This window comes from Amycolatopsis suaedae, assembly GCF_004214935.1.
Taxonomy (GTDB): domain Bacteria; phylum Actinomycetota; class Actinomycetes; order Mycobacteriales; family Pseudonocardiaceae; genus Amycolatopsis; species Amycolatopsis suaedae.
The window spans coordinates 1-22,409 of record NZ_SFCC01000026.1; the positions used below are offsets into that span (position 1 = coordinate 1).

Genomic DNA, 22,409 nt, shown 5'->3' on the forward strand with positions numbered 1-22,409 from the left:
CTCCGCGCCCTACTCGTCCTCACCCACCACGAACAACACCACCCCACCAGCACCACCCACACCCACTGACCAGCCAAAACAGGATGAAAAATCCCCAATGTGGCATTGGGGTACTTGAACTCCCCCAATGTGGCATTGGGGAACCTGAACTCCCCCAATGTGGCATTGGGGAACCTGAACTCCCCCAATGCCACATTGGGGGCGCACAGCTCACGCGCCACCCACCCCCGCCGCGGTTCACAACGCCACCTCGTCGCTGAACGGGGTCAGGCCGTCGCGGGTGAGGGTGAAGGTCTGCGTGTACTCGCCACGCTTCAGCTCGTGGTTGACCGTCTTGACGTAGTACAGGCCGTCGTAGGCCTCGCCCGCGCCGCGGACGCCGACCAGCTTGCGTGCCTTGAGCACGTGGCCGTACCGCAGCACGTCGAGCTTGCCCTGGCCGCTGATCGCGTCGTTGCCCCTTGCGGTCAGCGACAAGCCGTACACGCCGCTCTCGGTCAGCGACATCTGCCCCGGCGGCACCGCCGGCTGGTGCTTGAGCGTGAACGCCGGCCGCGCGGCCAGCGGCGGGCGCAGGAGCGACACCGACGGCACCGGCACCGACACCCCGACCTTCGAGTTCGGCTCCACCAGCACGATGCTGTACCCGGTTGACGACAGCCCGTCGAAGCTGAACGACATCGACTCGACCGACGTCGCCGGCCCCATGTTCACCGTCAGCGCCGGCTGGACCGCGCCGAACCGCGCCTCCGGCCCCCAGTACGCCGTGTTGACGCCGACCCGGTCACCCGGCTCGATGAAGAACGTGTACCCGGCGACGTTCGCCAGCGCGTTGACGTAGTCCAGGTCCGTCCCGTATTGCACGTCGAACCCTTCGAGCGGGCCACGCTGGAACAACGCCACCGGCCGGACCGCGACCGGCACCAGGCCGTACATCGCGTACTTCGCGCAGATGGCCATCACCCGCAGTTCCCACGGCATCACCGGCCACGGGACCTGGAAGTGCAGGATGTCCATCACCGCGGTCAGGTCCAGCCCGGTGACCGTCAGCGTCGACGCACCGGGCGTTTCGCTCGGCGCCATTTCCTGGCGGGTGATGATGCCGTCCATCAGCACCGTCTCCACGCCGCCGATGACCGTGGCGATGATGACCCGGCGCGCCGGGTCGAAGAAGCCGTTGGGCAGCAGCTTGCGGGTGATCACCGACCGCTTGCTGACCGCGAAGTTGAGCTGGAACCCGCCCTGTGTCCCGGCACCGGTGTTGACGGTGACCGACTGCAGGGCGTCCATCAGCTCCGCCGACGCCGCCGGTGCGTCCACGCCGCCGATGTAGAGCTCCAGCCGCATGCTCTTAGCCACGGCCGAACGCCTTCGGGAAACCGGGCGGCAACGCCAGCGGCGCGCCCGGCAGGCCGGGGACACCGGGAACGCCACCGGGCTGGACGGCTTCCGGTTCCGGCACCGGCGGGGCTCCCGGCCGGGTCACCCGCAGCCGCCTGCCGACCTCGGCGGTGAGTTCGTCGAGGTCCATGGCGCGGTTGGCGTCGGCGAGCTGCCAGCCCTGCTCGGCGTCGCCGAACACCTCGTCGGCAACGTGGTCGTGCCGCTGGGCAGGCCGCACCGTGTGCTCGCCGATCCGCACCAGGGTCTCCGGCCGCGGGACGAACCGGCGGCGCACGTAGCTGACCTTGCGGCCGTCCGGCAGTTCGGTGACGGCGACCGGAAGCCCGTGGTATCGACTGGTAACCGGAAACATGGGGTCTCCTCTAGAGAGTGGTGAGGCCGACGTCGGCGATCGGGTTGATGACGCGGGAGGCGAAGCCTTCCTTCTCCCGGTGGTGACCCAGGTACAGCTCGCCGCCCTTGTGGGCGTAGCCCACGTCGTCGACGGTCAGCACGCGCACACCGACACTGACCTTCGCCCGGACCGGGTTGAGCGCGGCGTCGAACATGTCCTCGGTAACGCTGAACTCGGTGATGCGCACCGGCATTACCCGCTTCTTGCCGAGCACCAGCACGAGCAGCGGCGCCTCCAGCGGCGCGATCTCGATCGCGCCCTGCTCGGCCAGCGTGCGCTCGGCGAGCAGGTCCGTGCGCCTCGGGTACATCGTCACCTCGAGCGCCGAGAGCACGGGCAGCAGGCCGTCGCGGGCGCGGTCCGGGTAGTCGGTCGCGTCGAACTCGGCGTCGAACTTGTACGACTCGTGTGGCGGCCCCTTCAGCCGCAGCACCTCCAACCGGTCACCGGACTCGTCACCCGCCCCCTGCGGCTGCAGGGTGCGGGTGAGGGTGTCCGGGTTGAACTGGAACGGAATCGACTTCAGCGGCCTGCGCTCGGCGACGTCCCAGAGCACGAATCCGCCGCGAACCGGCTGTGCCGCCTCGGGAAACCTGGTCATGCGCCACGCCTCTCGTTGAGTCCACTGTGGATCGACCGGGCGATGTCCCTGCCCGCCGACGCCGGGTTCCACACCGGGCCGAGCCGGACGTCCGGTGCCGTGACCCGGCGGGCGTCCCGGAAGTTCCCGTCGCCGGCCAGCCGCGCCAGCTCCGTCCGCAACGCCTCCCCGACGGCGGCGGCATCGCCGGGACCACCGACCCCGTCGAGCACGACCCGGTCGATGTGCACGGTGATCCTCATGCGAAGTCACTCCCCTTCACCGGCAGGTCGAGCTTCTCGAACTCCGACCTCGCGGCGTCCAGCACGCAGGCCATCGTGATCTCCGTTCCCTTCGACGCGGCCAGGAACGCGGCGTTGACCGCGATGTTGCGGGTCATGCCGCCGCTGACCTGGAACCGCGCGAGCCGGTCGAAGTCCAGCTCCCCCAGTGGCGCCCTCGGCGGGAACGCCGTGCGCCAGAGCGCCTTGCGCTGCTCGAAACCGGGGAAGTCGAACTCGACGATGAACCGCAGCCTGCGCAGGAACGCCGAGTCCAGCGACTTGCGCAGGTTGGTCGCCAGGATCGCCAGTCCCCGGTAGGACTCCATGCGCTGCAACAGGTAGTCGATCTCGACGTTGGCGTAGCGGTCGTGGGCGTCCTTGACCTCGCTGCGCTTGCCGAACAACGCGTCGCACTCGTCGAACAGCAGGATGGCGCCGCCACCGTCGGCGGCGTCGAACAGCCTGCGCAGGTTCTTCTCGGTCTCGCCGATGTACTTGCTCACCACGGCGGACAGGTCGATGCGGTACAGATCCAGCCGCAGGTGGTGGGCGACGACCTCGGCCGCCATGGTCTTGCCGGTGCCGCTGGGGCCCGCGAACAACGCGGTCACGCCGAGTCCCCGGGTGATGCGCTCGCCGAAGCCCCAGGTGTCGTACACCGTGGTGCGCCACGCGACCTGGTCGGCGAGCGTGCGCAGCAGGCCCAGGTTGTCGTCGGTGAGCACGATGTCGTCCCAGCCGACCTTCGGCTCCAGCCGCTGCGCCAGCGTGTCGAGCTGGGGCCGGGTACGGCCGCGGCACAGCCGCCACGCCTCGTCCAGGTCGCCCTGGGCGATCGCGGCCACCTCGTGGATCGCGGGCACCTCCAGCGCGAACTGCGCGGCGAGGGTGTTCGCGGCCTGCCGCGAGCCCAGCACGGAGTACCAGGCCTCGGCGCGCTCCGGCACGGTCGGCGGCTCGACGTCGAGCACCACCGACTGCCGCCCGAGATCCGGCCTGCTCTCCCTGGTGGCCAGCACCGCCGGGCCGGCGATCCTGGACAGGAAGCGGGTGGTCGCGGCGAGTGCCTCGTCGCCTGCCGTGTCACCGAGGTCGAGGTAGAGCGCCAGCGGCAGCAGGGCGGCCTCCCGGCGCCAGAGCCGGGCGAGATCGTCCAGCTCCCCGAGCACCTGCGGCAGTGCCGAGGTGGTGAGCCGGTAGGCCAGCAGTCCGCACTCGGTCGCGGCGTAGGCGGTCACCAGCCGCTTGCCGGGGTCGTCCGGCCCGGACAGCTGCAGCACCGGACCGGACGAGCCCGGGGCGTTGACCCAGTGCCGCACCACCTCGCCGACGACCTCACGCTGCGACGGCGGCAGGGCCGCCGCCGGTGCGGGGTCAAGACGGGTCAGCAGTGGCGACAGCCGGTCGTCGACGTAGTTGAGTCCCTTGAGGTAGTTGACGATCCGCTCGTCGGCCCGCAGCGGGCTGGCCACCAGGCCCTGACCGGTGTTGCGGCCGATCTCGACCAGCCGCCAGAACCGCAGGCCGTGATGCGGCGACACGACCTCCCACGCCGCGTCCGGCAGCAGGCTCATCGCCAGGCCGAACGTCGGGTAGGCCATGCGCTCGTTGCCGTGTACCCGCGCGCACAGCGGCGCGATCGAGGTGTCCAGCTCGATCGCCGCGCACAGCAGGAGCGTGTCCCGTTCGAACCGGGACAGGCCGAGCCGGGTGGCCAGCTCGACCAGCGCGGGCCGGGGCGTGACCGCCTCCGCCCGCGCGACCCGGTCGGCCGCCGCGGCGATCTCGGCGTCGGAGACGACCGCCGGGCGCTCGGTCTCCGGCTGCCTGCCGGAGAACCTCGACCAGAAGCCAGCCGGTTCCTCGCCGGGTGCGGGTTGCTCGGCGGCGTGCCGCCGCAGCAGCAGCCGCAGCCAGTCCAGGGACGCGGCGAGGAAGCCGCCGTTGGCGGCCTCCCACTCCGCACGGGACAGGCCGGTCACGGCTGCCTCACCACGGTGACCGTCTGGTCCCGGAACGTCGGCGGCGTCGTCGTCCGGTCGATCAGCCTGCTGTCGACGCCGGCGATCCGCAGGCGCGCCGGATGGATGCCGAGGTGTTCCTCGCCGACGATGAACCGCAGGATCCGGCCCCGCGGCTGCTCGTCGACGGGTGTGTCCGGCACGAGCACCGTTCCGCCGAGCAGCAGGGAGACCGGCTGGCCCGCGCGCACGGCAGGCGAGCAGGTGAGCTGGAAGCTCGCCGTACCGGTGCCGGACAGCGTCACCTCCAGCGGGAACTCGTCGACGACCGGCCCGACCGGCAGGAAGACCTCGTTGGTGACGACCGGTCCGTCCACCGTGGCCACCTCGACCGCGACCGTCCACCGGCCGGCCGGGAACCGGTCGTGCTCGCCGGGCAGGAGGAACCGCACCTCCCGCTCGCCCACCGAGACGAAGTCGCGGATCTCCTCCGGTTCGTCCAGCAACGGGTGGGTGAGCAGCACCCGGACGGCCCCGCCGAGGTTGACACCGCCCAGCACGACGGTGTCGGCGAGCACGGCGACCGGTTCGGCGAACTCGTTTCCCCTGTCGTCGACCGTGAGCCCGGTGGCGGAATCCAGTGCGGGGAACGGCGAGGACAGCCGTCCGTCGGCACGCGGGCCGACGTCGTCCTTGCCCCTGGTGAGCACCGGCACCGCGCTGCGGCTCGGGCGCAGGCTGTCGATCAGCACCGGCTTGACCTCGATCGCGGCGGACAGCCGGTAGGGCGTGGAGAACGCCGACCACAGCGAGTAGATGTCGTTCTCCGACATGGGATGCCAGGTGACCCGCACCCGGTCCAGCGCCTGGACGATGTCGCTGTCGATGATCCGGCCCGGTGTCCGGGTCAGGTCGGCACGGGTGAGCACGGTCCGGGAATGCAGCATCTGGATCGCCTCGCCGAGCAGCAGATGCGCCTTGACGTCATCGTCGTCGCCGAGGTAGGGCGTGACCAGGTACCGCAGGACCAGCGGCAGCGGCGGTTCGCCGGTCTCGCCGGGCAGCACGTCGAGCCGGTCGGTGTTGCGCAGCGAGCCCTCCACCTCGACCTGGTAGAGGAACAGGTTGACCCGGATGGCCTGCGGGTCACCGGTGAGGCTGTGCGGCGGGGCTGCGGTGACGTCGATCGCGCCCAGCCCCTGGATGTCCTTCACGCCACTGTGGATCACGGACACCAGTGCCTCCGTGACGGCGGCGATCGCCTTGGCGTCGCTCATCGTGCTGCACCTCCGGACCGCTCACGCAGGTAGTCGTCAAGGCTGAGCACCGCCGGGCGGCTGGACCGCTTGCGCGGCGGCGGTTTCTCCGCGACGGCACGGACCTCGACCCTGCCGATGCTCACGTGCACCGTCGGTTCCGGCCGCGGTTCCGGCGCGGCCACGGCGGGCCGTGCCGCTCTCGTCCGCCGCCTGCGCGGCACCGGCGGAACCACCGGCGCGACCGGGTGCGCGGGCTCCGGCGACGGCGGCGCCTCCGGGTGAACGGGCTCCGGCGGGAGGGGGAGCCCGACCGGAGCCCGCTCGGGCCGGGCAGGCTCGGGGCCCGGCCGCTCGTGGTCCGCGGGTACCGGCTCGTGCCGTACCACCGGCGCGGGAGGAATGGGTTCCGGCAGCGGTGTCACCGGATGCGCGGCAGACGGCCGTTCGGGGCGCCGGTGGGCGACCGGCCGGTGCACCGGTTCCGGCAGCGCCCGGGCGGGCGGCGGTACCGGTGCCGGTACGGGGGCGGCTGGGGCACGCGGTTCCGGAGCGTCCTTTTCGGACGCTGTCACCGTCGGAGGCCGCGACGGCTCGGGCGCGTCCGGCGGTCGCGGTGCCGCTGCCGCCGGTTCCGCCGCTGGCGGTTCCGGCGCCTGGGGTACCGGTTCGAACAACGTCGGCAGCACCGGCCGCAGCACGGGTGCGCCGGTGCCCCGGCCGAGCATCCGGTCCAGGAAGTCCCCCATCACGTCCCCGCCATCTCGATGTAGAAGCGCCTGCGTGCCGGCGGGACCGCCAGCACCTCGTCCTCGGACCAGCCGTAGGCGGCGGCCAGGGTGTGCACGTCGAGCAGGAGCCGCCTGGCGTACACGTCGATCTCCCCCCACAGATAGGCCGCCGCGTCGAACGGCGAGCGCCACTCGTGTCCGCAGCCGGCGCAGTCCAGCTCGATCATCAGATCCGCCTGTGGATCGCATGTGGACAGTTCGGCGGCCAGCCGCCCGAGCACCCGGTCCGGCAGGTCCGCGTCCCCCGCGACGCACCGCCGGACGAGCCAGCCCCGGGGATCGGCCGTCGCGGGCAGCTCCAGCAGGTCCCGGCTGGTCAGCGGTCGCAGCTCGACGTCGAACCCGTCCACCTCGACCCGCCGCGTGCCTCCCGGGCCCGTCCGCAGCTGCGCCGCGTCCAGTTCCAGCTCCAGTTCCTCCGCACACGCCGGGCAGGTGACCGCGCAGGGATAGACCTCGCCGAAGCACCGTTCCCGCAGTCCCAGCACCAGCACGTCCCTGCTGCCGATGCCGAGGTCGGCCACCGACGCCCGGTCGGCACCGGCCGCGACGGCGAGCGAGAGCGCCCGCCGCACCGGATCCAGCCGGTGGCCGCCCTCCCAGGCGGCCAGCAGCTCCGCCTCGGTGAGCACCGGTTACGCCGGGTCTTCGAACGCGGTCTCGGTCGGCTCCGGCAGCTCCTCACGCACCCAGCCCTCGTTCTCCAGCTTGATGTGGGAGATCACGACGGCGTTCGCGTTGGCGTCCAGATCGGACAGCGGCTGGTACTCCGAGACCCAGCAGTTGAACACCTGGTAGGACAGCACCTTCTGGCCGGCCTCGTTGAACACGTCGACCGTGATATCCCTGCGGAAGTCCTTCAGCGAGGACTCCAGGCCACCGGAGGCGTTGCGGAAGCTCCACACCCGGTTGGCCCACTGCTCGAAGACCTTGTCGTTGGTGACGCCGCGTTCCAGCGTGATCGGGTCGTACTCGGTGCGTCCCGGCAGCTTCACGCTCGTGGCGGGATCGCCGCCGCTGCGGTGCTTGACCACCTCGGTGCTGCGCTTGAACCCGGTGACCTTGCTGACCCCGGCGATGTACTCGGTGCCGCCGCCGAACTTGACCCGGAACCGAAAGTTCTTGTACGGATCGCGCCGCTTCGTCTTGCTCTCGGCCATCTTCGTCGACTCCTAAACCTGGATCTGGCCAGCGAGCTGCTGGATCTGGATGATCACGAACTCGGCCGGCTTGAGCGGGGCGAAAGCGACGCGGATGTTCACGATGCCCTGGTCGATCGTGTTCTGCGGGTTGTTCGTCTGGTCGCAGGTGACCTTGTACGCCTCCTGCGGTGTGCGGCCCTGGAAGGCGCCCTGCCGGAACAGGTTATTCATGAACGCGCCGACGTTGAGCCGGATCGACGACCACAGCGGCTCGTCGTTGGGCTCGAACACCACCCACTGCGTGCCGCGGTACAGGCTCTCCTCGATGAACAACGCGAGCCGCCGCACCGGCACGTACTTCCACTGGTCGGCCTTGCGGTCGTCACCGACCAGCGTGCGAGCACCCCACACGACGTTCCCGAAGGCAGGCAGCTTGTGCAGCGCGTTGACGCCACGCGGGTTGAGCCGCCCGACCTCCAGATCGGTCAGCTCCTCGGTGAGCCGGTTGACCCCGGTCAGCCCCGCCTCGGTGCCCGCGGGCGCCTTCCACACACCACGGGTGACGTCGGTACGTGCCCAGATCCCGGCGACGACCCCGCAGGAGCCCGCCTCCCGTGCGGCGTTGTTCTGGATCGGGTCGGGGACCTCGACGCGCGGGTAGTAGATGGCAGCGTTCTTCAGCGCGTCGCCGAGGGCGGGGAACTCGGCTTTCGCCGCGTCGGAGAGGCTCTGGCCCCGGGGGGAGTCCAGGATCAGCATCGCCCGCCGGTCCAGGCAGAACTGCCCGGCCTCGGTCACGATCGATTCCGGCGAATCCTTCTGTCCCACGGCGCCGGGCAGGCACAGGATGTTGAAGATGTCGGTCTTCAACAGCTGGTACAGCCCCTCCTTCTTTTCCTCGCCCTGGGAACCGCCGCGGTAGTTGAACGCCTCCGGCGGATCACCGTCCGCGCCCCGCACGTCCTCGTCCGCGCCGACCTCGGTGTACCAGGCGTGCTCGCCCGTCCCCTTGTCGTTCTTGAACGGGTCCTCACCGATCTTGGGCCCGTCCTTGGTGCCGACCGGCTCGTGCTGGTTGGGCATGACGTCGTCGCCGTCGAGCACCGCCACGAGACGGGAACCCGCCAGCAACTTCTTCAGGCTGGTGGCGCTCGTCGGGTCGGGGCTGACGTTGAGATAGCGCTCGGTCAGGCCGCCGGTGGCCGTGTCCCGGATCGTGAGGTTGTACACCGTCCGGGCTTCCGGAGCTTCGAGCGTGTCGTAGTCGATCCGGACGCGCAGCTTGTTGCCCCAGAGTCCCTCGCTCACGGCGGTCAGGTTCAGCGGCGCGTCCGCCGACCCCTTCTTCCCCGCCAGCGAGATCTTGGCCTTCGTCGCGAGCTTCGGCACCGGGTCCGGGGCCGGTTCCCCCTCCTTCACCGGCGGGTTCGCGGAACGGACGATCCGGACGATCTCCGCCTCACTGCCGCCGTTCTGGTAGAAGTGGTAGACGGCGTGGCTCATCTCGCTCTGCTTGTCGAGGCCGCCGAACTCCGCCTCGTAGTCGGCGAAGCTGGTGATGTGCACCGGGCGGTCGGTCGCGCCGCGTGGCGCGGTGCCGATGAACGCGGCAATCGATGTGGGAACCCCGATGATGGTGCGAACCGCGCTCGGCAGTTCCTCGATGTACACACCGGGGTAGGTAGGACTGATGGGCATGGCCTGTCTCCCTTCGCCACGCCACCTTCGGATCACCGCGTCACCACCGCGTCACCACGCGCGCGTGACGCGGCGGTGACGGCGCGGCGGGACCGTTCGGGCGCGGAGAGGAGATCGTCTTGACCGACCGCGCAGCGCCGATGCGCAAGGCCGTTCCGGCCAACCGGAATACGCCGGGACGACCACTCGACCCCGGCGTCCGTGAGGTGATGGAGAACCGGCTCGGGCACGACTTCAGCCAGGTGCGGTTGCACGCCGACGAGTCGGCCGGAGCCCTGCGCGCGGCCGCCTACACCGTCGGCGAGGACATCGTGTTCGCCCCCGGCAACTACGCACCGGACACGCCACGCGGCGAAGCGCTGCTCACCCACGAACTGGTCCACGTGGTGCAGAACCGCTCGGGCCCCGCGGGCACGCGGGAACTCAGCCACCCCGGCGACGCGGCGGAACGGCAGGCGCACGAGATCGCCGATCGCCCGCACGCACTGCGCTCCCCCGTGCGTCCGTCCGCCCGCATCAGCCTCGCCGAGGAACAGTGGCACCGAGGATTCGCCGAGGGGGTCAAACCCGGCCCCGGCGACGTCCACGACCTCGGCCCCGGCACCTACTTCACCGACAGTCCGGAGGTGGCAGGCGAGTACGCCGGCATGCGGGCGGGTGACAATCCCGGCGCCCGCCGGGTCATCCAGGGCCCGGTCGACCCGCACGCGCTGGGCAGAGTGCTCGACCTGACCAAGGACGCCGACTTCATGCGGGCGTACCACCAGCTGGCCGAGTACGGAAAGGTCGTCAACGAGCGTTACTGGGAGCTGTTCGACAACCACCTCACGAACAAGGGGCTGCGGCTCACCGACTACGACATCGTCATCGGCCCCGAGGGTGTGCGGGGCGGGCGGCAGATGTGTGTCCGCAACCCCGCGGTCGCGGCCAGGGTGATCGCCGCGATGTCGGCGCCGAAGCCCCAGGGCAAAGCCCCTGCCGCGAAGCCGGGTGGCTCGCGCGTGGCAGGCGTCGCCAAGGCGATCGGCCCGATGATCGCCCTGGGAATCAACAACTACCTGATGTCCCGCGAGGACGCGAAGCTCGTGCCCGGCCGGGTCGAACGTGCACTCGCGCAGCAGTCACTGCAGGAGCGGGCCGACGACCTGGTCGACCGCAACCGGCTCGGCATCGCCCGCCGCCAGCGCCGGGGCAACGCCGTGTACGTGACCGTCCGGGTCAAGCTGGTGTTCACCAACGGCATCCAGGACAGCCTGTTCGTCTCCGATCCCCGCCTCACCGAATCCGACGAGTCCGAGTTCCTGGCGCCGATCCGGATGAGCGACGACCCGCTCTTCGGCGTCGAAACCTCCGTCGGCTGGCTGACCCGGTCCGCGCTGCTCGAACCGGTGCGGACGAGCCGATCCGAGGACCTGAGCTTCCAACTGGAGGACCTGCCCGCCGGCCCGAGCACCGAACGGTCCCGGCTGGAGGCCAGGCGTACCGCCGCGCTCGCGGAGGAGGCGCGTCAGCGTTACGCGGCGGCGGGCACGCCGTCGGTGCTGGCCGATCCCCGTCAGCGGGCCAAACAGCAGGCGGAGATCACCGACCGGCTGCGCGAGCTGAACAAGGACGCTCCCGCCCCCGCCGCGACACCGGCACCCGCCCCGCGGTTGCTGCCCGGCGCGCCCGGTCCCGGTCCGGTCGAGCAGGCCGCCGCGTTCGTCGCCCAGTTCGACGCGTGGACGCGACGGCTCGCGGCGAAGGCCGAGGCGCTCGACGCCCGGCTGGGGTCGGACAACTCGCCCACACCGCAGGAACGCCAGGCCTTCTTCACCGAGGAGGAGAGCTGGCGGCTGTCCGCGAAGTACGCGATGAACAAGTACCGGACCGACGGCCGGGAGGAAGCCGTCAACGCACTGGGCCGGGCGCTGGACACCTACGCCGCCAGGTTCGCGGCCACCCGCGGCAGGCTCGGCGGCTGACTCGCCGGATGCGACCACACCGGCGGTCCGTCATAGTGGCTCTGTGCGCAAAGGGCTGCGATGGTTGGTCAACTGGGCCGACTGGTTCGAGATGCGGGGCGTCTACGTGCCCGGCGAGGACGCGCGGCCGGTCAACCCGTGGCGGGACTTCGGCTGGCTTCTGGTGGCCTGGATGGCCGGCCTCGGGCTGTTCATCCTTTTCTTCGCGCTCGCCGTCTGAGCTGTAGGGGTTCTCACCATGTGGTTACGGGTATCCCTGACACCACGATGGCATGTGTCACCCCCAGTGCAGCCCTGATCACGGATCGGCCACGGCCGTACACCAGCTCCGCTTCAACCCGCCCGGGTAGCTCGCGTCAGCCACTCGGTGCCCCCAGAGTGGAGCGGGTCGGCCAAACTACCTACGCCGAACGGCCTACCGCTGTACCGCACAACGACCACCAGAGGAGGGGCGCCCGTGCGCTCGCCGCGACACCTGCTCCTCGCCTGCGCCCTGGTCGCGCTGCCGTTGACGGCCTGCTCCACGGCCGCCACCGCGCCCGCGCCCAGGCCCCTCGCCGACGGCGGCTCGCCAGCCGCCCAGGCGGCCCTCGCTCCCGGCGCGGCGATGGCCGAGTTCGGTGTGGAGCACCGGTTCGGCAGCGGGGTCAGCGTGCTGGTCGCACCGCCCCGGCTGTTCCAGCCCAGCGAGACGGCCTACCCAAAGTGCGCCAGGGCGGCGTCGTTCCAGATCGACGTGCGTAACCAGGGCAGCCAGCCGTTCCGGCTGTCCAACCTGTTTGTCTCGGCGATGGCCGGCCAGAAGGTGGCCAAGCAGCTCTACGACGTGGCCCACGGCTACAACGGCATCGCCGACGCCACCCGCGACGTCGCCCCCGGCGACAGCGTGCGGGTCAGCCTGGCGTTCGCGCTGCCGCAGCAGCCGACCGAGCTGCGGGTCACCGTCCGGCCCGACCCGGACGGCCAGGCCGCCGCCACCTACCGAGGTTCGGTCTAGGTACTGTCCTTGGGCATGAGCGAGCGGCTTTCCCCCGGCGACCAGGCCCCCGACTTCACCCTTCCGGACAGCGAGGGCAACAAGGTCTCCCTCTCCGACTTCCGGGGCGGCAACGTCATCGTCTACTTCTACCCCGCCGCGGGCACACCCGGCTGCACCAAGCAGGCGTGCGACTTCCGGGACAACCTCGCCGAGCTGAACGGCGCCGGGTACCAGATCCTCGGCATCTCGCCGGACAAGCCGGAGAAGCTGGCGAAGTTCGTCGAGGCGGAGAGCCTGACGTTCCCGCTGCTGGCCGACCCGGACAAGACGGTCCTCACCCGGTGGGGTGCGTTCGGGGAGAAGAAGAACTACGGCCGCGTGGTGCAGGGCGTGATCCGCTCGACGTTCGTCGTCGACCCGGACGGCCGCATCGCGGTGGCGCAGTACAACGTCCGCGCCACCGGCCACGTCGCCAAGCTGATCCGCGACCTCGACCTGGCAGGCTGAGCCCGTCCCGCCAAAGCACTCAGCCGCGCAGGGCCCGCAGGTGCGGCAGCAGCGACCGCAGCGCCTGGGCGCGGTGCGAGCGCGCGTCCTTCTCCTCGGGTGCGAGCTCGGCCGACGTCCGCTCCTCGCCGTCCGGGCGGAAGATCGGGTCGTAGCCGAACCCGTTCGCCCCGCTCGGGCTGCGAACCAGCGAACCACGCCACTCGCCCCGCAGCACCGTCTCCGCCCCGTCCGGCGTGACCAGCGCGACGGCGCAGACGAACGCCGCACCGCGCCGCTCGTCGGGCACGTCGGACAGCTGCGCGAGGACCAGCCGCAGGTTGGCCTCGTCGTCGCCGTGGCCGCCCGACCACCGCGCGGACAGCACACCCGGCATCCCGTTCAGGGCGTCCACCGCGAGCCCCGAGTCGTCGGCGACCGACGGCAGACCGGTCGCCCTGGCCGCGTCGCGGGCCTTGGCGAGCGCGTTCTCCTCGAACGTCGCACCGGTCTCCGGCGCCTCGGGGAACTCGGGGACGTCGCCGAGGCCGACGACCTCGACCCCGGCCACGTCCTCCGCGTCGAGGATCCGCCGCAGCTCGGCGAGCTTCTTGACGTTGCGGCTGGCCAGCAGGAGCCTCACTTGCTCCCCTTGGACTTCTTGGCCGGCCGCGGCTCGGGCAGCTCACCCGGGTACGGCAGCGCCAGCGCCTCGTTCTGTTTGCGGGTCAGCTCGGCGCAGCCCGCCAGGGCGAGGTCGAGCATGGTGTCCAGAGTGGACCGGGTGAACGTCGCGCCCTCACCGGTACCCTGCACCTCGATCATCGTGCCCGCGTCGGTGGCGACGACGTTCATGTCCACCTCGGCGCGAGAGTCCTCTTCGTACGGCAGGTCCAGCCTGACCCGCCCGTCCACGACACCGACGCTGATGGCCGAGACCCCGGCGGACAGCGGCTGCGGGTCGGCCAGCCGGTTCGCCGCGGCCAGCCAGGTCACCGCGTCGGCCAGCGCGACGTAACCGCCGGTGATGGCCGCCGTGCGCGTCCCGCCGTCGGCCTGGATGACGTCGCAGTCGATCACGATGGTGTTCTCACCCAGCGCGGCGAGGTCGATGCAGGCCCGCAGCGAGCGGCCGATCAACCGGCTGATCTCGTGCGTGCGGCCACCGATCCGGCCCTTCACCGACTCCCGGTCGGACCGGCTGTTGGTCGCCGAGGGCAGCATCGCGTACTCGGCGGTCACCCAGCCGAGCCCGGATCCGGTGCGCCACCTCGGCACACCCTCCGTGACGCTGGCCGCGCACAGCACACGGGTCTGGCCGAACTCGATGAGTACCGACCCGGCCGGCCACTTCTGGAACCCGCGGGTGATGGTGACCTCACGGAGCTCGTCATCTTTCCTGCCGTCTTTTCTCACCACCCGAGCACTGTAGAGTTCAGCGGGTCGACGCCGACACTGGGGAGCACCGATGAACCGGATCCGTGCCGTGACCGCCGCACTGCTCGCTGTGCTCACCGTGGGCGTACTGGCCCCGCCCGCCACCGCGGCCGACCCGGTCCAGCGCTGTGTGACCACGCTGGCCTGCACCGCCGAGGACATCGACGGGCTCAGCATGGCGCAGCGGCTGGCGCTGGTGCGTGGCCTGTCCTCGGGCCCGGCCGCGGAGCTGGTGCGGGGCAACCCGAACCGCTGGCGCAACATCGAAGGCATCATCACCTTCTTCCGCGACCGCGAGATGGGCATGCCGGGCACCTGGGTGTCCTATGTGGATGCGGGCATCGTCGAGGGCATCGAGCGAGGTATCGCCATCGCGCTCGGCCGCGGCGAGGAGACGTTCGGCAACCCGGGCGCGCCGCTGTGGGCCGCCTACCTCACCGGCCTGCGCGATGGCACCCTGCCCGGCAGGGCGGCACACGACCGGGCCTGGAGCCTCGCCGAGCAGGCGTCGACCGAGCACGGCGTCCGGCTGGCCGAACAGGTCCACGGCATCGCGCCGACGGGCGTCGAGCAGCGGTTCTTCGCCTTCTCCGAGTTCTACCGCCTGACGCTGCGCAGCAGGCCCGCGCTGCTCGACGTCGTTTCGTCCGACCCGGCCGACCCGCGCCAGGTCACGTTCCTGGACTGGTTCACCGACGTGACCAACTCCGTGCCCAGCTACCGGGGCGCCGAACTGGCCTTCGACCTGGCCGAGTTCAACCTGCCCGCCGGAACGGTCCGGACGGTCGCCCTGGGCCACGCCTACCTGCGGCACCTCTTCCCCGCCTACCTGGCTGACCTGGCCGGGGCCGAGACGGCGGACTTCGGTCAGAACTGGTAGACCGAGCCCCGCTCGGCCAGCTCGGCCCGGTCGCCGACGACGCCACGCGCCTCGGCGAGGATCGCGGCACGGTCGGTCCACGGCGCGATGTGGGTGAGCAGCAGCCGCTTCGCTCCGGCACGCCGCGCCAGCTCACCCGCCTGGACGCCGGACAGGTGCACGTCCGCCGGCCGGTCCGCCGCGTCGGTCCAGGACGCCTCGCAGAGCAGGACGTCGGCGTCGCGGGCCAGGTCGTCGAGTGTCGCGCACGGGCCGGTGTCCCCGCTGTAGGCCAGGATGCTGCCGCCGTGCTCGATCCGCAGCCCGAACGCCTCGGTGGGGTGCGCGACCTCGGCCGCGGTCACGGTGAACGGCCCGATCCGCAGGCTGCCGGTGGTCAGCGTGGCGAAGTCGTAGGTGTCCGAGAGGTCGGTCGTCTCCCGCTCGGCCGGGTTCGGCGCGTAGGCGTTGGCCAGCCGCCACGGCGCGTCCACCGGGGCGTAGAGCGGCAGGCGGACGGGCCTGCGGTCATACGGCGGCGCCGGATGGTAGCGGCGGAGCACGGTCAGTGCGGTGACGTCGGCGCAGTGGTCGGGATGCAGGTGCGACAGCAGCAGGGCGTCCAGGTCGAACGGGTCCCGCTCCGCCTGCAGGGCGGCCAGCACGCCGTTGCCGAACTCCAGCCCCAGCACGAAACCGTCGGCCTCGATCAGGTAACCGGAGGCCGGTGAGTTGGGCCCGGGCACGCTGCCCGAGCAACCGAGGATCGTCAACCGCACCCGGAGCACTCTGCCATGCACGCAGGCGTGGCGCTGACGACGTGTGGCGGTCACCTCACCTGCTGTGCGGTGTGAGCACCCCCGGCGCGAACCCCATGAACCGCTGGGCCAGCCGCGCGAACGGCTCCGGCGAGCCGGTGGCGACGAACTCGTGCCGCGGCGGCTCGTCGCCGGGCTGGGCGAGCAGGTCGGCCTCGGTGAGCACCCGGACCAGGTCCTTCGCGGTCTCCTCCGCGCTGGACACCAGCGTGACGTCGTGCCCCATCACGATCTGCAGGACGCCGGACAGCAGCGGGTAGTGCGTGCAGCCGAGGACAAGGGTGTCGACCTGCGCGCGCAGCAGCGGTTCGAGGTAGCCCTGTGCCAGGCCGAGCACCTGCCTGCCGGAGGTGATGCCGCGTTCGACGAAGTCGACGAACCGCGGACAGGCCACGCTGGTGACCTCGACGTCCCGGGCGGCGGCGAACGCGTCGGCGTAGGCCCGGGAGCGAACGGTCCCCTCGGTGCCGATGACCCCGATCCGGCCGGTGTGGGTCGCCGCGACCGCCCGCCGGACGGCGGGCAGGACGACCTCGATCACCGGCACGTCATAGCGTTCCCGCGCGTCCCGCAGGCAGGCGGCCGACGCCGTGTTGCAGGCGATGACCAGTGCCTTCACCCCGCCGTCGACCAGGTCGTCCAGCGCGGCGAGCGCCAGTTCCCTGGCGCGGGCGATGGGCAGTGGGCCGTACGGGTTGTGCGCGGTGTCGCCGACGTACCGCAGCCGCTCGGCAGGCAGTTGTTCCAGGATCGTCCGGGCGACGGTCAGACCGCCCACCCCTGAGTCGAAGACACCAATCGGCAGGTCGGCTGCGGTCACACGCCGAGGTTACCGGCGGGCTTGCGGGCGCGTGCCCGGTCGCCCCTGCCGATGAGCCAGGCGGCGAGGACACCGGCGAGAGCCCCGAACAGGTGCCCCTGCCAGGAGATCCCCGGGTCGCCGGGCAGCACGCCCCAGAGCATGCCGCCCCAGATCACCAGCAGCACGGCGGCGATGGCGATCTGGCCGAGGCTGCGGTTGAACACGCCCCGCACCAGCAGGTAGGCCAGCCAGCCGAAGGCCAGCCCGGAGGCGCCGACGGTCACCGCGCCGTCGCCGGGCCCGACCAGCCAGACGCCGAGCCCGCCGAGGACCCAGATGACCGCGGTGACGATCGCCCACCGTCCGATGCCGCTGGCCATGGCGAGGAACGCGAACACCATCACCGGGATGGTGTTGCTGAACAGGTGGTCCCAGCCGGCGTGCAGCGCGGGTGCCCACAGGATGCCGTCGAGTCCGGACAGTGTGCGGGACTCGATTCCGGCATGGTCGAGGTCCGCCGGGAGGATGGCGTCGATCACCTCCACCAGGTAGAGCATGGCCGTGAACGCCAGGACCACGATGGCGGCGGCCTTGGGATTGGCCGGCAGCAGCCGCTTCGCCGGGTTGGTCTCCGGCTGCTGGCCCGACGGGACGGGTTGCTCTGGCAGAGTGCTCACGTGATCCAGGCTACGACGGATCACCGGCCTGGCACCTCGGGGAAATCCCCTGGTGTCGGTGCCTGGGGGCACAATGGCGGGTATGACGACGGTGGCGTTCGCCGGCCTGCCGACGGAGGTGGGCCACGTGCTGGCCGCCGTCACCGAGGACGGCCTGGTCGCGACGCATTTCTTCGACACCCCGGAGGTCCGCGAGGGCATCGCGGCCCGGGTCGGCGCGACGGTGGTCGAGGACGCGGAGCGGACCGACGGAATCCGCGCGGAGCTGGCCGGGTACTTCGCCGGGGAACGCACGGAGTTCACCACTCCGGTGGACTGGCGGCTGACCTCACGTGCCCAGCGCACCGTGCTGGGCACGCTGTACGAGACGGTGCCGTACGGCTCCGTGGTCACCTACGGCGAGCTGGCGCAGCGCAGTGGCTCGGGCATTCCCGCGCGGGGTATCGGGTCGATCATGGGCAGCAACCCGATCCCGATCGTCGTGCCCTGTCACCGGGTGGTGGCCGGCAACGGGCTGGGCGGCTTCAGCGGCGGCGAGGGCGTCGAGGCCAAGCGCTGGCTGCTGACCATGGAGGGCCACCTCCCGCCCGGCCTCTGGTGACGCGCCCGACCCGCTCCGCCGATGCCGTGAAGGGGGCCCTCACGGCATCTGGTACCAGGGTCCCGGCGAAGTCGGGTCGCGGGCAGGAGAGGTGGCTGGCCTCGAGCGTAGAACTCGTGTAGCGGAACGCAGAACTCGCGTGCGTGAGCGCATAACTCACGATGTGGACGCCGGTTCTCACGTGGTGCCGGTCGCACACGCGACCGGCCCGTTCGCGCGAGTCCTCCGTTCCCGACCCGCGAGTCGACCGTTCCGGACCCCCGAGTTACACGTTCCCGCCCACCCGGTCCCACTGCCTGGCACGCCGAGTCCAGATCGCGCACTCGAGCCCCACCTTGCCGATGCGGCATTCGAGGTCAGGCCCAGAGCTGGCCGTCCAGGCGCTCGGCGGCCTCGTCGAGCGAGCCGCTGTAGGCGCCGGTCGACAGGTACTTCCAGCCGGCGTCGGCCACGACGAACGCGACGTCGGCCTGCTCGCCCTTGGCCGCGGCCTTCTCGGCGACCGCCATCGCCGCGTGCAGCACGGCACCGGTCGAGATGCCCGCGAAGATCCCCTCGTGCTCCAGCAGCTCCCGGGTGCGGCGCAGCGCGTCGTAGGCGCCGACGGAGTAGCGGCCGGACAGCACGTCCGGGTCGTACAGCTCCGGCACGAAGCCCTCGTCGAGGTTACGCAGGCCGTAGACCAGTTCGCCGTAGCGCGGTTCGGCCGCGATGATCTGAACATCCGGCTTGTGTTCACGCAGGTAGCGGCCGACACCGACCAGCGTGCCGGTGGTGCCAAGGCCGCCGACGAAGTGCGTGAGCGTCGGCAGGTCCTTCAGCAGTTCGGGGCCGGTACCGCGGTAGTGCGCGTCGGCGTTGGCCGGGTTGCCGTACTGGTAGAGCATGACCCAGTCCGGATTGGACTCGGCCAGCTCCTTCGCCCGGCGCACCGCCTCGTTCGACCCGCCCGCGGCAGGCGAGAACACGATTCGCGCGCCGTAGGCCTGCAGCAGCTGCTTGCGCTCGGCGGAGGTGTTCTCCGGCATCACGCAGATCAGGCCGTACCCCTTGAGTTTGGCGGCCATGGCCAGCGAGATGCCGGTGTTGCCCGACGTCGGCTCCAGGATCGTCGATCCCCTGCGCAGCCTGCCCTCCCGCTCCGCCGCCTCGATCATGGCCAGCGCGGGCCGGTCCTTGATCGATCCGGTGGGGTTGCGGTCCTCGAGCTTCGCCCACAGCCGCACGTCGTGGGTGGGCGACAGCCTCGGCAGCCCCACCAGCGGGGTGCCGCCGAGGGCGTCGAGCAACGACTCGAAGCGCGCCATCTACCGCGCGCCACCCGCGACGGCGGGGAGGATCGTCAGCGTGTCGCCGTCCTTGACCTCCGCCTCGAGACCACCGGCGAAGCGCACGTCCTCGTCGTTGACGTAGACGTTGATGAAGCGGTGCAGCTTCTCCTCCTTCACCACCCGCGCCTTGATGCCGCCGTGGCGGGACTCGATGTCGTCGATGACCTGGGCAACGGTGCTGCCACTCGCCTCGACGCTCTTCTCGCCGCCGGTGTGCGTGCGCAGGATGGTGGGGATGAAGACGGTCACGGCCATGGGTTTCCTCCGTAGGGTGTTTCCGGTTGGGCAGACGTTCGGGGCGAGGGTGTTTATTCCTCGATCTGGACCTCTTCCTCGGTGACCTCGCCCTCGACGATCCGGAACGAGCGCAGCTCGTACTCCTGCGGGTCCTTGACGGACACCAGCACGTAGTGGGCGAACGGCTCCTTCGCCCGGTCGATGTCGGTACGTGACGGGTAGGCCTCGGTAGCCGTGTGGGAGTGGTAGATCACCACGAAGTCCTCGTCGCGCCGCAGCATCTCGTTGTGCAGCTGCTTGTACTCCGTGCTGTCGAACTCGTAGTACGTCGGCGAACGGGCCGCGTTGAGCATCGGGACGAGCCGTTCGGCCCGGTCGGAGCCCTCCGGGCCGAGGATCACCCCGCACGCCTCGTCGGGGAAGTCCTTCCGCGCATGGGCGACGATCGCCTCGACATGATCACGACGGATACGCAACACGGTCCCATCCTATGTGGTGGACAGGCTGCGTTCATATCGTGAGACGAACGACGTCTCCCCTGGGGAGCGATGCTATGCGCTAGGGTTTCCCCGTGCCCGTCCTCGGATTCGGCGTCATCGGCATCCTCGTGATGGCGCTCTGGATCTTCTGCCTCGTCGACGTCATCACCACCGAGCCGGACGACTGCCGCCACCTGCCGAAAATGGGCTGGCTGATGATCGTCCTGCTGCTGCCGACGGTCGGATCGCTGGTCTGGCTGTTCGCCGGCCGCCCGCCACGCGCGGCGCGGATCACCGAAGCCCCGAGCACCCCGGCCGCGCCTCGCCCCGAGACCGACGCCGAGTTCCGGCGCCGCGTCCGCGAGCGCGCCGAGCAGCAGCGCCGTGCCGCACGGGAACAGCAGCGCAAGCGCGAGGAGAACTAGTCCGGCCAGGCGTCGCGGTAGGCGGGCACGCCGCCCGCCGATGTCGCCGACAGCACGCCACGCACCATCGCCCGCTCGAACACCCGCGCCGCCGCCGCGCACAACGCGTCCAGCTCGGCCGGGCCGGTCACCGGCTCACCCGGCGTGGCCAGCGCGAACACCGTGTCGCCGTCGAACATCGAGTGCGCGGGCCGCACCGCCCTGGCGATGCCGTCCTGCCCGGCGACGGCCAGCCGCCGGGCCTGCGCCTTGCTCAGCCCGGCGTTCACCGCCACCACGCCGATGACGGTGTTCAGCCCGGACGCCTTCCTCGGCGTCACCCGGCCCGGCCGCCCCGGCCAGGGCGGCACGCCGAATCCCTCGTCGATGGCCTCCTCGGCCGCGTACGGAACACCCGAGTCGAGACGGACCGTCTCGCCGTAGGCGTTCACCACGGCCAGTGCGCCGACCGTGACCTCGCCGACGACCTCGCTCGCACTGCCGACGCCGCCCTTCAGCGAACCGGCCACCGCGCCGGCACCGGCGCCGACGGTCCCCTCGGCCACCCGCGGACCGGCCGCCTCGCAGGCGGCGTAGCCGAACGACGCGTCCGGCCGGTTGCCCCAGTCGTTGACCGGGATGTCGAACAGCACCGCCGACGGCACGATCGGGACCACCTCGTGCGGCCGCGACCCGACCGGGACACCCCGGGACCGCTCGGCCAGCCAGCGCATGACGCCGTCGGCGGCGGCCAGCCCGTAGGCACTGCCGCCACTCAGGCACACGGCGTTGACGTGCTGCACCAGGTTCTCCGGCTTGAGCAGGTCGGTCTCCCTGGTGCCGGGCGCGCCGCCCCGCTGGTCGACCGCGCCGACCGTCCCCTCCGGGACCAGGACCACCGTGGTGCCGGTCGCCCAGCCGTCGCCGACCCGTTCGTGGTGCCCGACCTGGACGCCCGCGACGTCGGTGATCACTCGGCGAGCGCCTGGACGAGGCTTTCCTGCACCCAGGTCAGCCAGTGGTAGACGCCCAGGTGCGGCGAGCGCGGGTCGTCCTCGGGCAGCTCGTCGGGCATGTCGTCGGTGACGTCCAGCGCGGTCCCCAGCGCCAGCCGGACGTCGTTGATCGCGGACAGCCAGGAGTCGGCCTGTTCGAAGGACAGCTTCACCGTCCCGCCCTCCGGCGGCAGCGTGGACAGCATTAGCGTCGCCACGCCGACCTTGGCGTCGAGCAGCTCCGGCTCGTGCAGCGAGCGCAACGCGGCCGCCGAGTCCAGCGACTCCTTGCTGGGGTTGTCCGGGTCGAGCTTGTGGAAGTCCGGCAGCAGCCGGGACAGCACCGGGTCGTTGGGAGCCTCGCTGGGGCCGGTACGGATGCCGGTCAGCTCGGCCAGCTCGTCCTGCGGCGCCTCCTCGGCCCGGGTGCGGAGCATGTCCTCCATCTGGCTGACCAGGCCGCGCAGCACCGCAGCTTCCTGCTGGTCGAACTCGGCGACCATCCTGGCGCCCTTGCGCCGCCAACCCTTCACGGCTGCTCCATCGTGGCCCACAGGCCCGCGGCGTGCAGCTTCGCCACGTCGCCCTCCACCTTCTCCTTGGAGCCCGACGAGACCGTCGCCTTGCCCTTGTGGTGTACGTCCAGCATCAGCTTCGTGGCGTGGTCCCTGCTGTACCCGAACAGCTTCTGGAACACGTACGTCACGTACGACATCAGGTTCACCGGGTCGTTCCAGACGATGGTCTGCCACGGTTTGTCCTCAGCCCCCAGGTCGGCCGAGATCGGGTCGACCTGCGTCTGTTCCGCTGCGGCAGGCGTGGTCATGTCC

The 22,409-nt window shown here is 71.1% G+C and carries 28 protein-coding genes; 7 read left to right on the forward strand and 21 right to left on the reverse strand.

Annotated features, from left to right (window positions below; all coding sequences use genetic code 11):
* Window positions 1–237 precede the first annotated feature (237 nt).
* The 10 genes from EWH70_RS34580 to EWH70_RS34625 are packed head-to-tail and all read right to left on the reverse strand — an operon-like array spanning window position 238 to window position 9,510.
* The gene (locus EWH70_RS34580; RefSeq protein ID WP_130479821.1) at window positions 238–1,359 is read right to left on the reverse strand and encodes a hypothetical protein; all 1,122 of its coding nucleotides are present in this window, start codon (window positions 1,357–1,359) and stop codon (window positions 238–240) included.
* A complete protein-coding gene (locus tag EWH70_RS34585) occupies window positions 1,352–1,756 on the reverse strand; it encodes a LysM domain-containing protein (protein ID WP_205669387.1) in 405 nt (134 codons plus the stop codon). Before EWH70_RS34585 ends, EWH70_RS34580 begins: the two co-directional genes overlap by 8 nt.
* Before the next feature lie 10 nt (window positions 1,757–1,766).
* Window positions 1,767–2,399: a hypothetical protein gene (locus EWH70_RS34590; protein ID WP_130479822.1), complete on the reverse strand. Its 633-nt coding sequence runs from the start codon at window positions 2,397–2,399 to the stop codon at window positions 1,767–1,769.
* Window positions 2,396–2,641, reverse strand: a complete 246-nt coding sequence (locus EWH70_RS34595) for a hypothetical protein (RefSeq protein ID WP_130479823.1) — start codon at window positions 2,639–2,641, stop codon at window positions 2,396–2,398. The genes EWH70_RS34590 and EWH70_RS34595 overlap by 4 nt, the downstream gene beginning before the upstream one ends.
* Window positions 2,638–4,644 (reverse strand): ATP-binding protein, encoded by a 2,007-nt coding sequence (locus tag EWH70_RS34600; RefSeq protein WP_130479824.1) that lies wholly within the window; start codon window positions 4,642–4,644, stop codon window positions 2,638–2,640. Before EWH70_RS34600 ends, EWH70_RS34595 begins: the two co-directional genes overlap by 4 nt.
* Window positions 4,641–5,900, reverse strand: coding sequence for a Pvc16 family protein (locus EWH70_RS34605; RefSeq protein WP_130479825.1), 1,260 nt, complete (start codon window positions 5,898–5,900; stop codon window positions 4,641–4,643). Before EWH70_RS34605 ends, EWH70_RS34600 begins: the two co-directional genes overlap by 4 nt.
* A complete protein-coding gene (locus tag EWH70_RS34610) occupies window positions 5,897–6,631 on the reverse strand; it encodes a hypothetical protein (RefSeq protein ID WP_130479826.1) in 735 nt (244 codons plus the stop codon). Before EWH70_RS34610 ends, EWH70_RS34605 begins: the two co-directional genes overlap by 4 nt.
* The gene (locus EWH70_RS34615) at window positions 6,628–7,302 is read right to left on the reverse strand and encodes a T4 family baseplate hub assembly chaperone (protein WP_130479827.1); all 675 of its coding nucleotides are present in this window, start codon (window positions 7,300–7,302) and stop codon (window positions 6,628–6,630) included. The genes EWH70_RS34610 and EWH70_RS34615 overlap by 4 nt, the downstream gene beginning before the upstream one ends.
* Window positions 7,303–7,305: 3 nt before the next feature.
* Window positions 7,306–7,830, reverse strand: a complete 525-nt coding sequence (locus EWH70_RS34620) for a phage tail protein (RefSeq protein WP_130479828.1) — start codon at window positions 7,828–7,830, stop codon at window positions 7,306–7,308.
* Between the two features lie 12 nt (window positions 7,831–7,842).
* Window positions 7,843–9,510: a phage tail sheath family protein gene (locus tag EWH70_RS34625; RefSeq protein ID WP_130479829.1), complete on the reverse strand. Its 1,668-nt coding sequence runs from the start codon at window positions 9,508–9,510 to the stop codon at window positions 7,843–7,845.
* Window positions 9,511–9,629: 119 nt separating this feature from the next.
* Here EWH70_RS34625 and EWH70_RS34630 point away from each other — a divergent pair, with 119 nt between their 5' ends.
* The 4 genes from EWH70_RS34630 to bcp all read left to right on the forward strand — a co-directional run bounded on the left by EWH70_RS34630 (window position 9,630) and on the right by bcp (window position 12,960).
* The gene (locus EWH70_RS34630; protein ID WP_240687388.1) at window positions 9,630–11,474 is read left to right on the forward strand and encodes an eCIS core domain-containing protein; all 1,845 of its coding nucleotides are present in this window, start codon (window positions 9,630–9,632) and stop codon (window positions 11,472–11,474) included.
* Window positions 11,475–11,517: 43 nt separating this feature from the next.
* Window positions 11,518–11,694: a hypothetical protein gene (locus tag EWH70_RS35735; RefSeq protein WP_165436546.1), complete on the forward strand. Its 177-nt coding sequence runs from the start codon at window positions 11,518–11,520 to the stop codon at window positions 11,692–11,694.
* A 237-nt stretch (window positions 11,695–11,931) separates the two neighbouring features.
* Entirely contained in the window at window positions 11,932–12,471 is a 540-nt protein-coding gene (locus EWH70_RS34635) for a hypothetical protein (RefSeq protein WP_130479830.1), read from the forward strand.
* A gap of 15 nt (window positions 12,472–12,486) precedes the next feature.
* A complete protein-coding gene (gene bcp, locus EWH70_RS34640; protein ID WP_130479831.1) occupies window positions 12,487–12,960 on the forward strand; it encodes a thioredoxin-dependent thiol peroxidase in 474 nt (157 codons plus the stop codon).
* 19 nt (window positions 12,961–12,979) lie between these two features.
* Here bcp and rdgB read toward each other — a convergent pair whose 3' ends face one another.
* A complete protein-coding gene (rdgB, locus tag EWH70_RS34645; RefSeq protein WP_130479832.1) occupies window positions 12,980–13,582 on the reverse strand; it encodes an RdgB/HAM1 family non-canonical purine NTP pyrophosphatase in 603 nt (200 codons plus the stop codon).
* Window positions 13,579–14,358 carry a ribonuclease PH gene (gene rph, locus EWH70_RS34650; RefSeq protein WP_130479833.1) on the reverse strand — a complete coding sequence of 260 codons (780 nt, stop codon included), beginning with the start codon at window positions 14,356–14,358 and terminating at the stop codon, window positions 13,579–13,581. Before rph ends, rdgB begins: the two co-directional genes overlap by 4 nt.
* A 49-nt stretch (window positions 14,359–14,407) precedes the next feature.
* On the opposite strand from rph, the gene EWH70_RS34655 reads away from it, so the two are divergent.
* Window positions 14,408–15,256: a hypothetical protein gene (locus tag EWH70_RS34655; protein WP_205669388.1), complete on the forward strand. Its 849-nt coding sequence runs from the start codon at window positions 14,408–14,410 to the stop codon at window positions 15,254–15,256.
* Here the strand turns inward: EWH70_RS34655 and EWH70_RS34660 are convergent.
* The 3 genes from EWH70_RS34660 to EWH70_RS36035 are packed head-to-tail and all read right to left on the reverse strand — an operon-like array spanning window position 15,244 to window position 17,532.
* On the reverse strand, window positions 15,244–16,014 hold the full coding sequence (locus tag EWH70_RS34660) for an MBL fold metallo-hydrolase (RefSeq protein ID WP_130479834.1): 771 nt from the start codon (window positions 16,012–16,014) through the stop codon (window positions 15,244–15,246). The two genes, EWH70_RS34655 and EWH70_RS34660, sit on opposite strands and share 13 nt — an antisense overlap.
* A gap of 55 nt (window positions 16,015–16,069) precedes the next feature.
* Window positions 16,070–16,873: a glutamate racemase gene (murI, locus tag EWH70_RS34665; protein WP_130479835.1), complete on the reverse strand. Its 804-nt coding sequence runs from the start codon at window positions 16,871–16,873 to the stop codon at window positions 16,070–16,072.
* Window positions 16,870–17,532, reverse strand: a complete 663-nt coding sequence (locus EWH70_RS36035; protein WP_420809120.1) for a rhomboid family intramembrane serine protease — start codon at window positions 17,530–17,532, stop codon at window positions 16,870–16,872. The genes murI and EWH70_RS36035 overlap by 4 nt, the downstream gene beginning before the upstream one ends.
* 82 nt (window positions 17,533–17,614) lie before the next feature.
* Here EWH70_RS36035 and EWH70_RS34675 point away from each other — a divergent pair, with 82 nt between their 5' ends.
* Window positions 17,615–18,133 carry a methylated-DNA--[protein]-cysteine S-methyltransferase gene (locus tag EWH70_RS34675; RefSeq protein WP_240687389.1) on the forward strand — a complete coding sequence of 173 codons (519 nt, stop codon included), beginning with the start codon at window positions 17,615–17,617 and terminating at the stop codon, window positions 18,131–18,133.
* A 356-nt stretch (window positions 18,134–18,489) separates the two neighbouring features.
* On the opposite strand, the gene EWH70_RS34680 is transcribed toward EWH70_RS34675, so the two are convergent.
* From EWH70_RS34680 to EWH70_RS34690, 3 genes are read right to left on the reverse strand one after another with little or no spacing between them, the layout of a single operon-like run.
* Complete coding sequence (locus EWH70_RS34680; protein ID WP_130479836.1) at window positions 18,490–19,440, reverse strand: PLP-dependent cysteine synthase family protein; 951 nt, start codon at window positions 19,438–19,440, stop codon at window positions 18,490–18,492.
* Window positions 19,441–19,719, reverse strand: coding sequence for a MoaD/ThiS family protein (locus tag EWH70_RS34685; protein ID WP_130479837.1), 279 nt, complete (start codon window positions 19,717–19,719; stop codon window positions 19,441–19,443).
* 53 nt (window positions 19,720–19,772) lie between these two features.
* A complete protein-coding gene (locus EWH70_RS34690; RefSeq protein ID WP_130479838.1) occupies window positions 19,773–20,180 on the reverse strand; it encodes a M67 family metallopeptidase in 408 nt (135 codons plus the stop codon).
* A 92-nt stretch (window positions 20,181–20,272) separates the two neighbouring features.
* On the opposite strand from EWH70_RS34690, the gene EWH70_RS34695 reads away from it, so the two are divergent.
* Complete coding sequence (locus EWH70_RS34695) at window positions 20,273–20,605, forward strand: PLDc N-terminal domain-containing protein (RefSeq protein WP_338078630.1); 333 nt, start codon at window positions 20,273–20,275, stop codon at window positions 20,603–20,605.
* On the opposite strand, the gene EWH70_RS34700 is transcribed toward EWH70_RS34695, so the two are convergent.
* From EWH70_RS34700 to clpS, 3 genes are read right to left on the reverse strand one after another with little or no spacing between them, the layout of a single operon-like run.
* Complete coding sequence (locus EWH70_RS34700; RefSeq protein WP_130479839.1) at window positions 20,602–21,558, reverse strand: P1 family peptidase; 957 nt, start codon at window positions 21,556–21,558, stop codon at window positions 20,602–20,604. The two genes, EWH70_RS34695 and EWH70_RS34700, sit on opposite strands and share 4 nt — an antisense overlap.
* On the reverse strand, window positions 21,555–22,112 hold the full coding sequence (locus EWH70_RS34705; protein WP_130479840.1) for a DUF2017 domain-containing protein: 558 nt from the start codon (window positions 22,110–22,112) through the stop codon (window positions 21,555–21,557). Before EWH70_RS34705 ends, EWH70_RS34700 begins: the two co-directional genes overlap by 4 nt.
* Window positions 22,109–22,405, reverse strand: coding sequence for an ATP-dependent Clp protease adapter ClpS (clpS, locus tag EWH70_RS34710; RefSeq protein ID WP_130479841.1), 297 nt, complete (start codon window positions 22,403–22,405; stop codon window positions 22,109–22,111). Before clpS ends, EWH70_RS34705 begins: the two co-directional genes overlap by 4 nt.
* Between the last annotated feature and the right edge of the window lie 4 nt (window positions 22,406–22,409).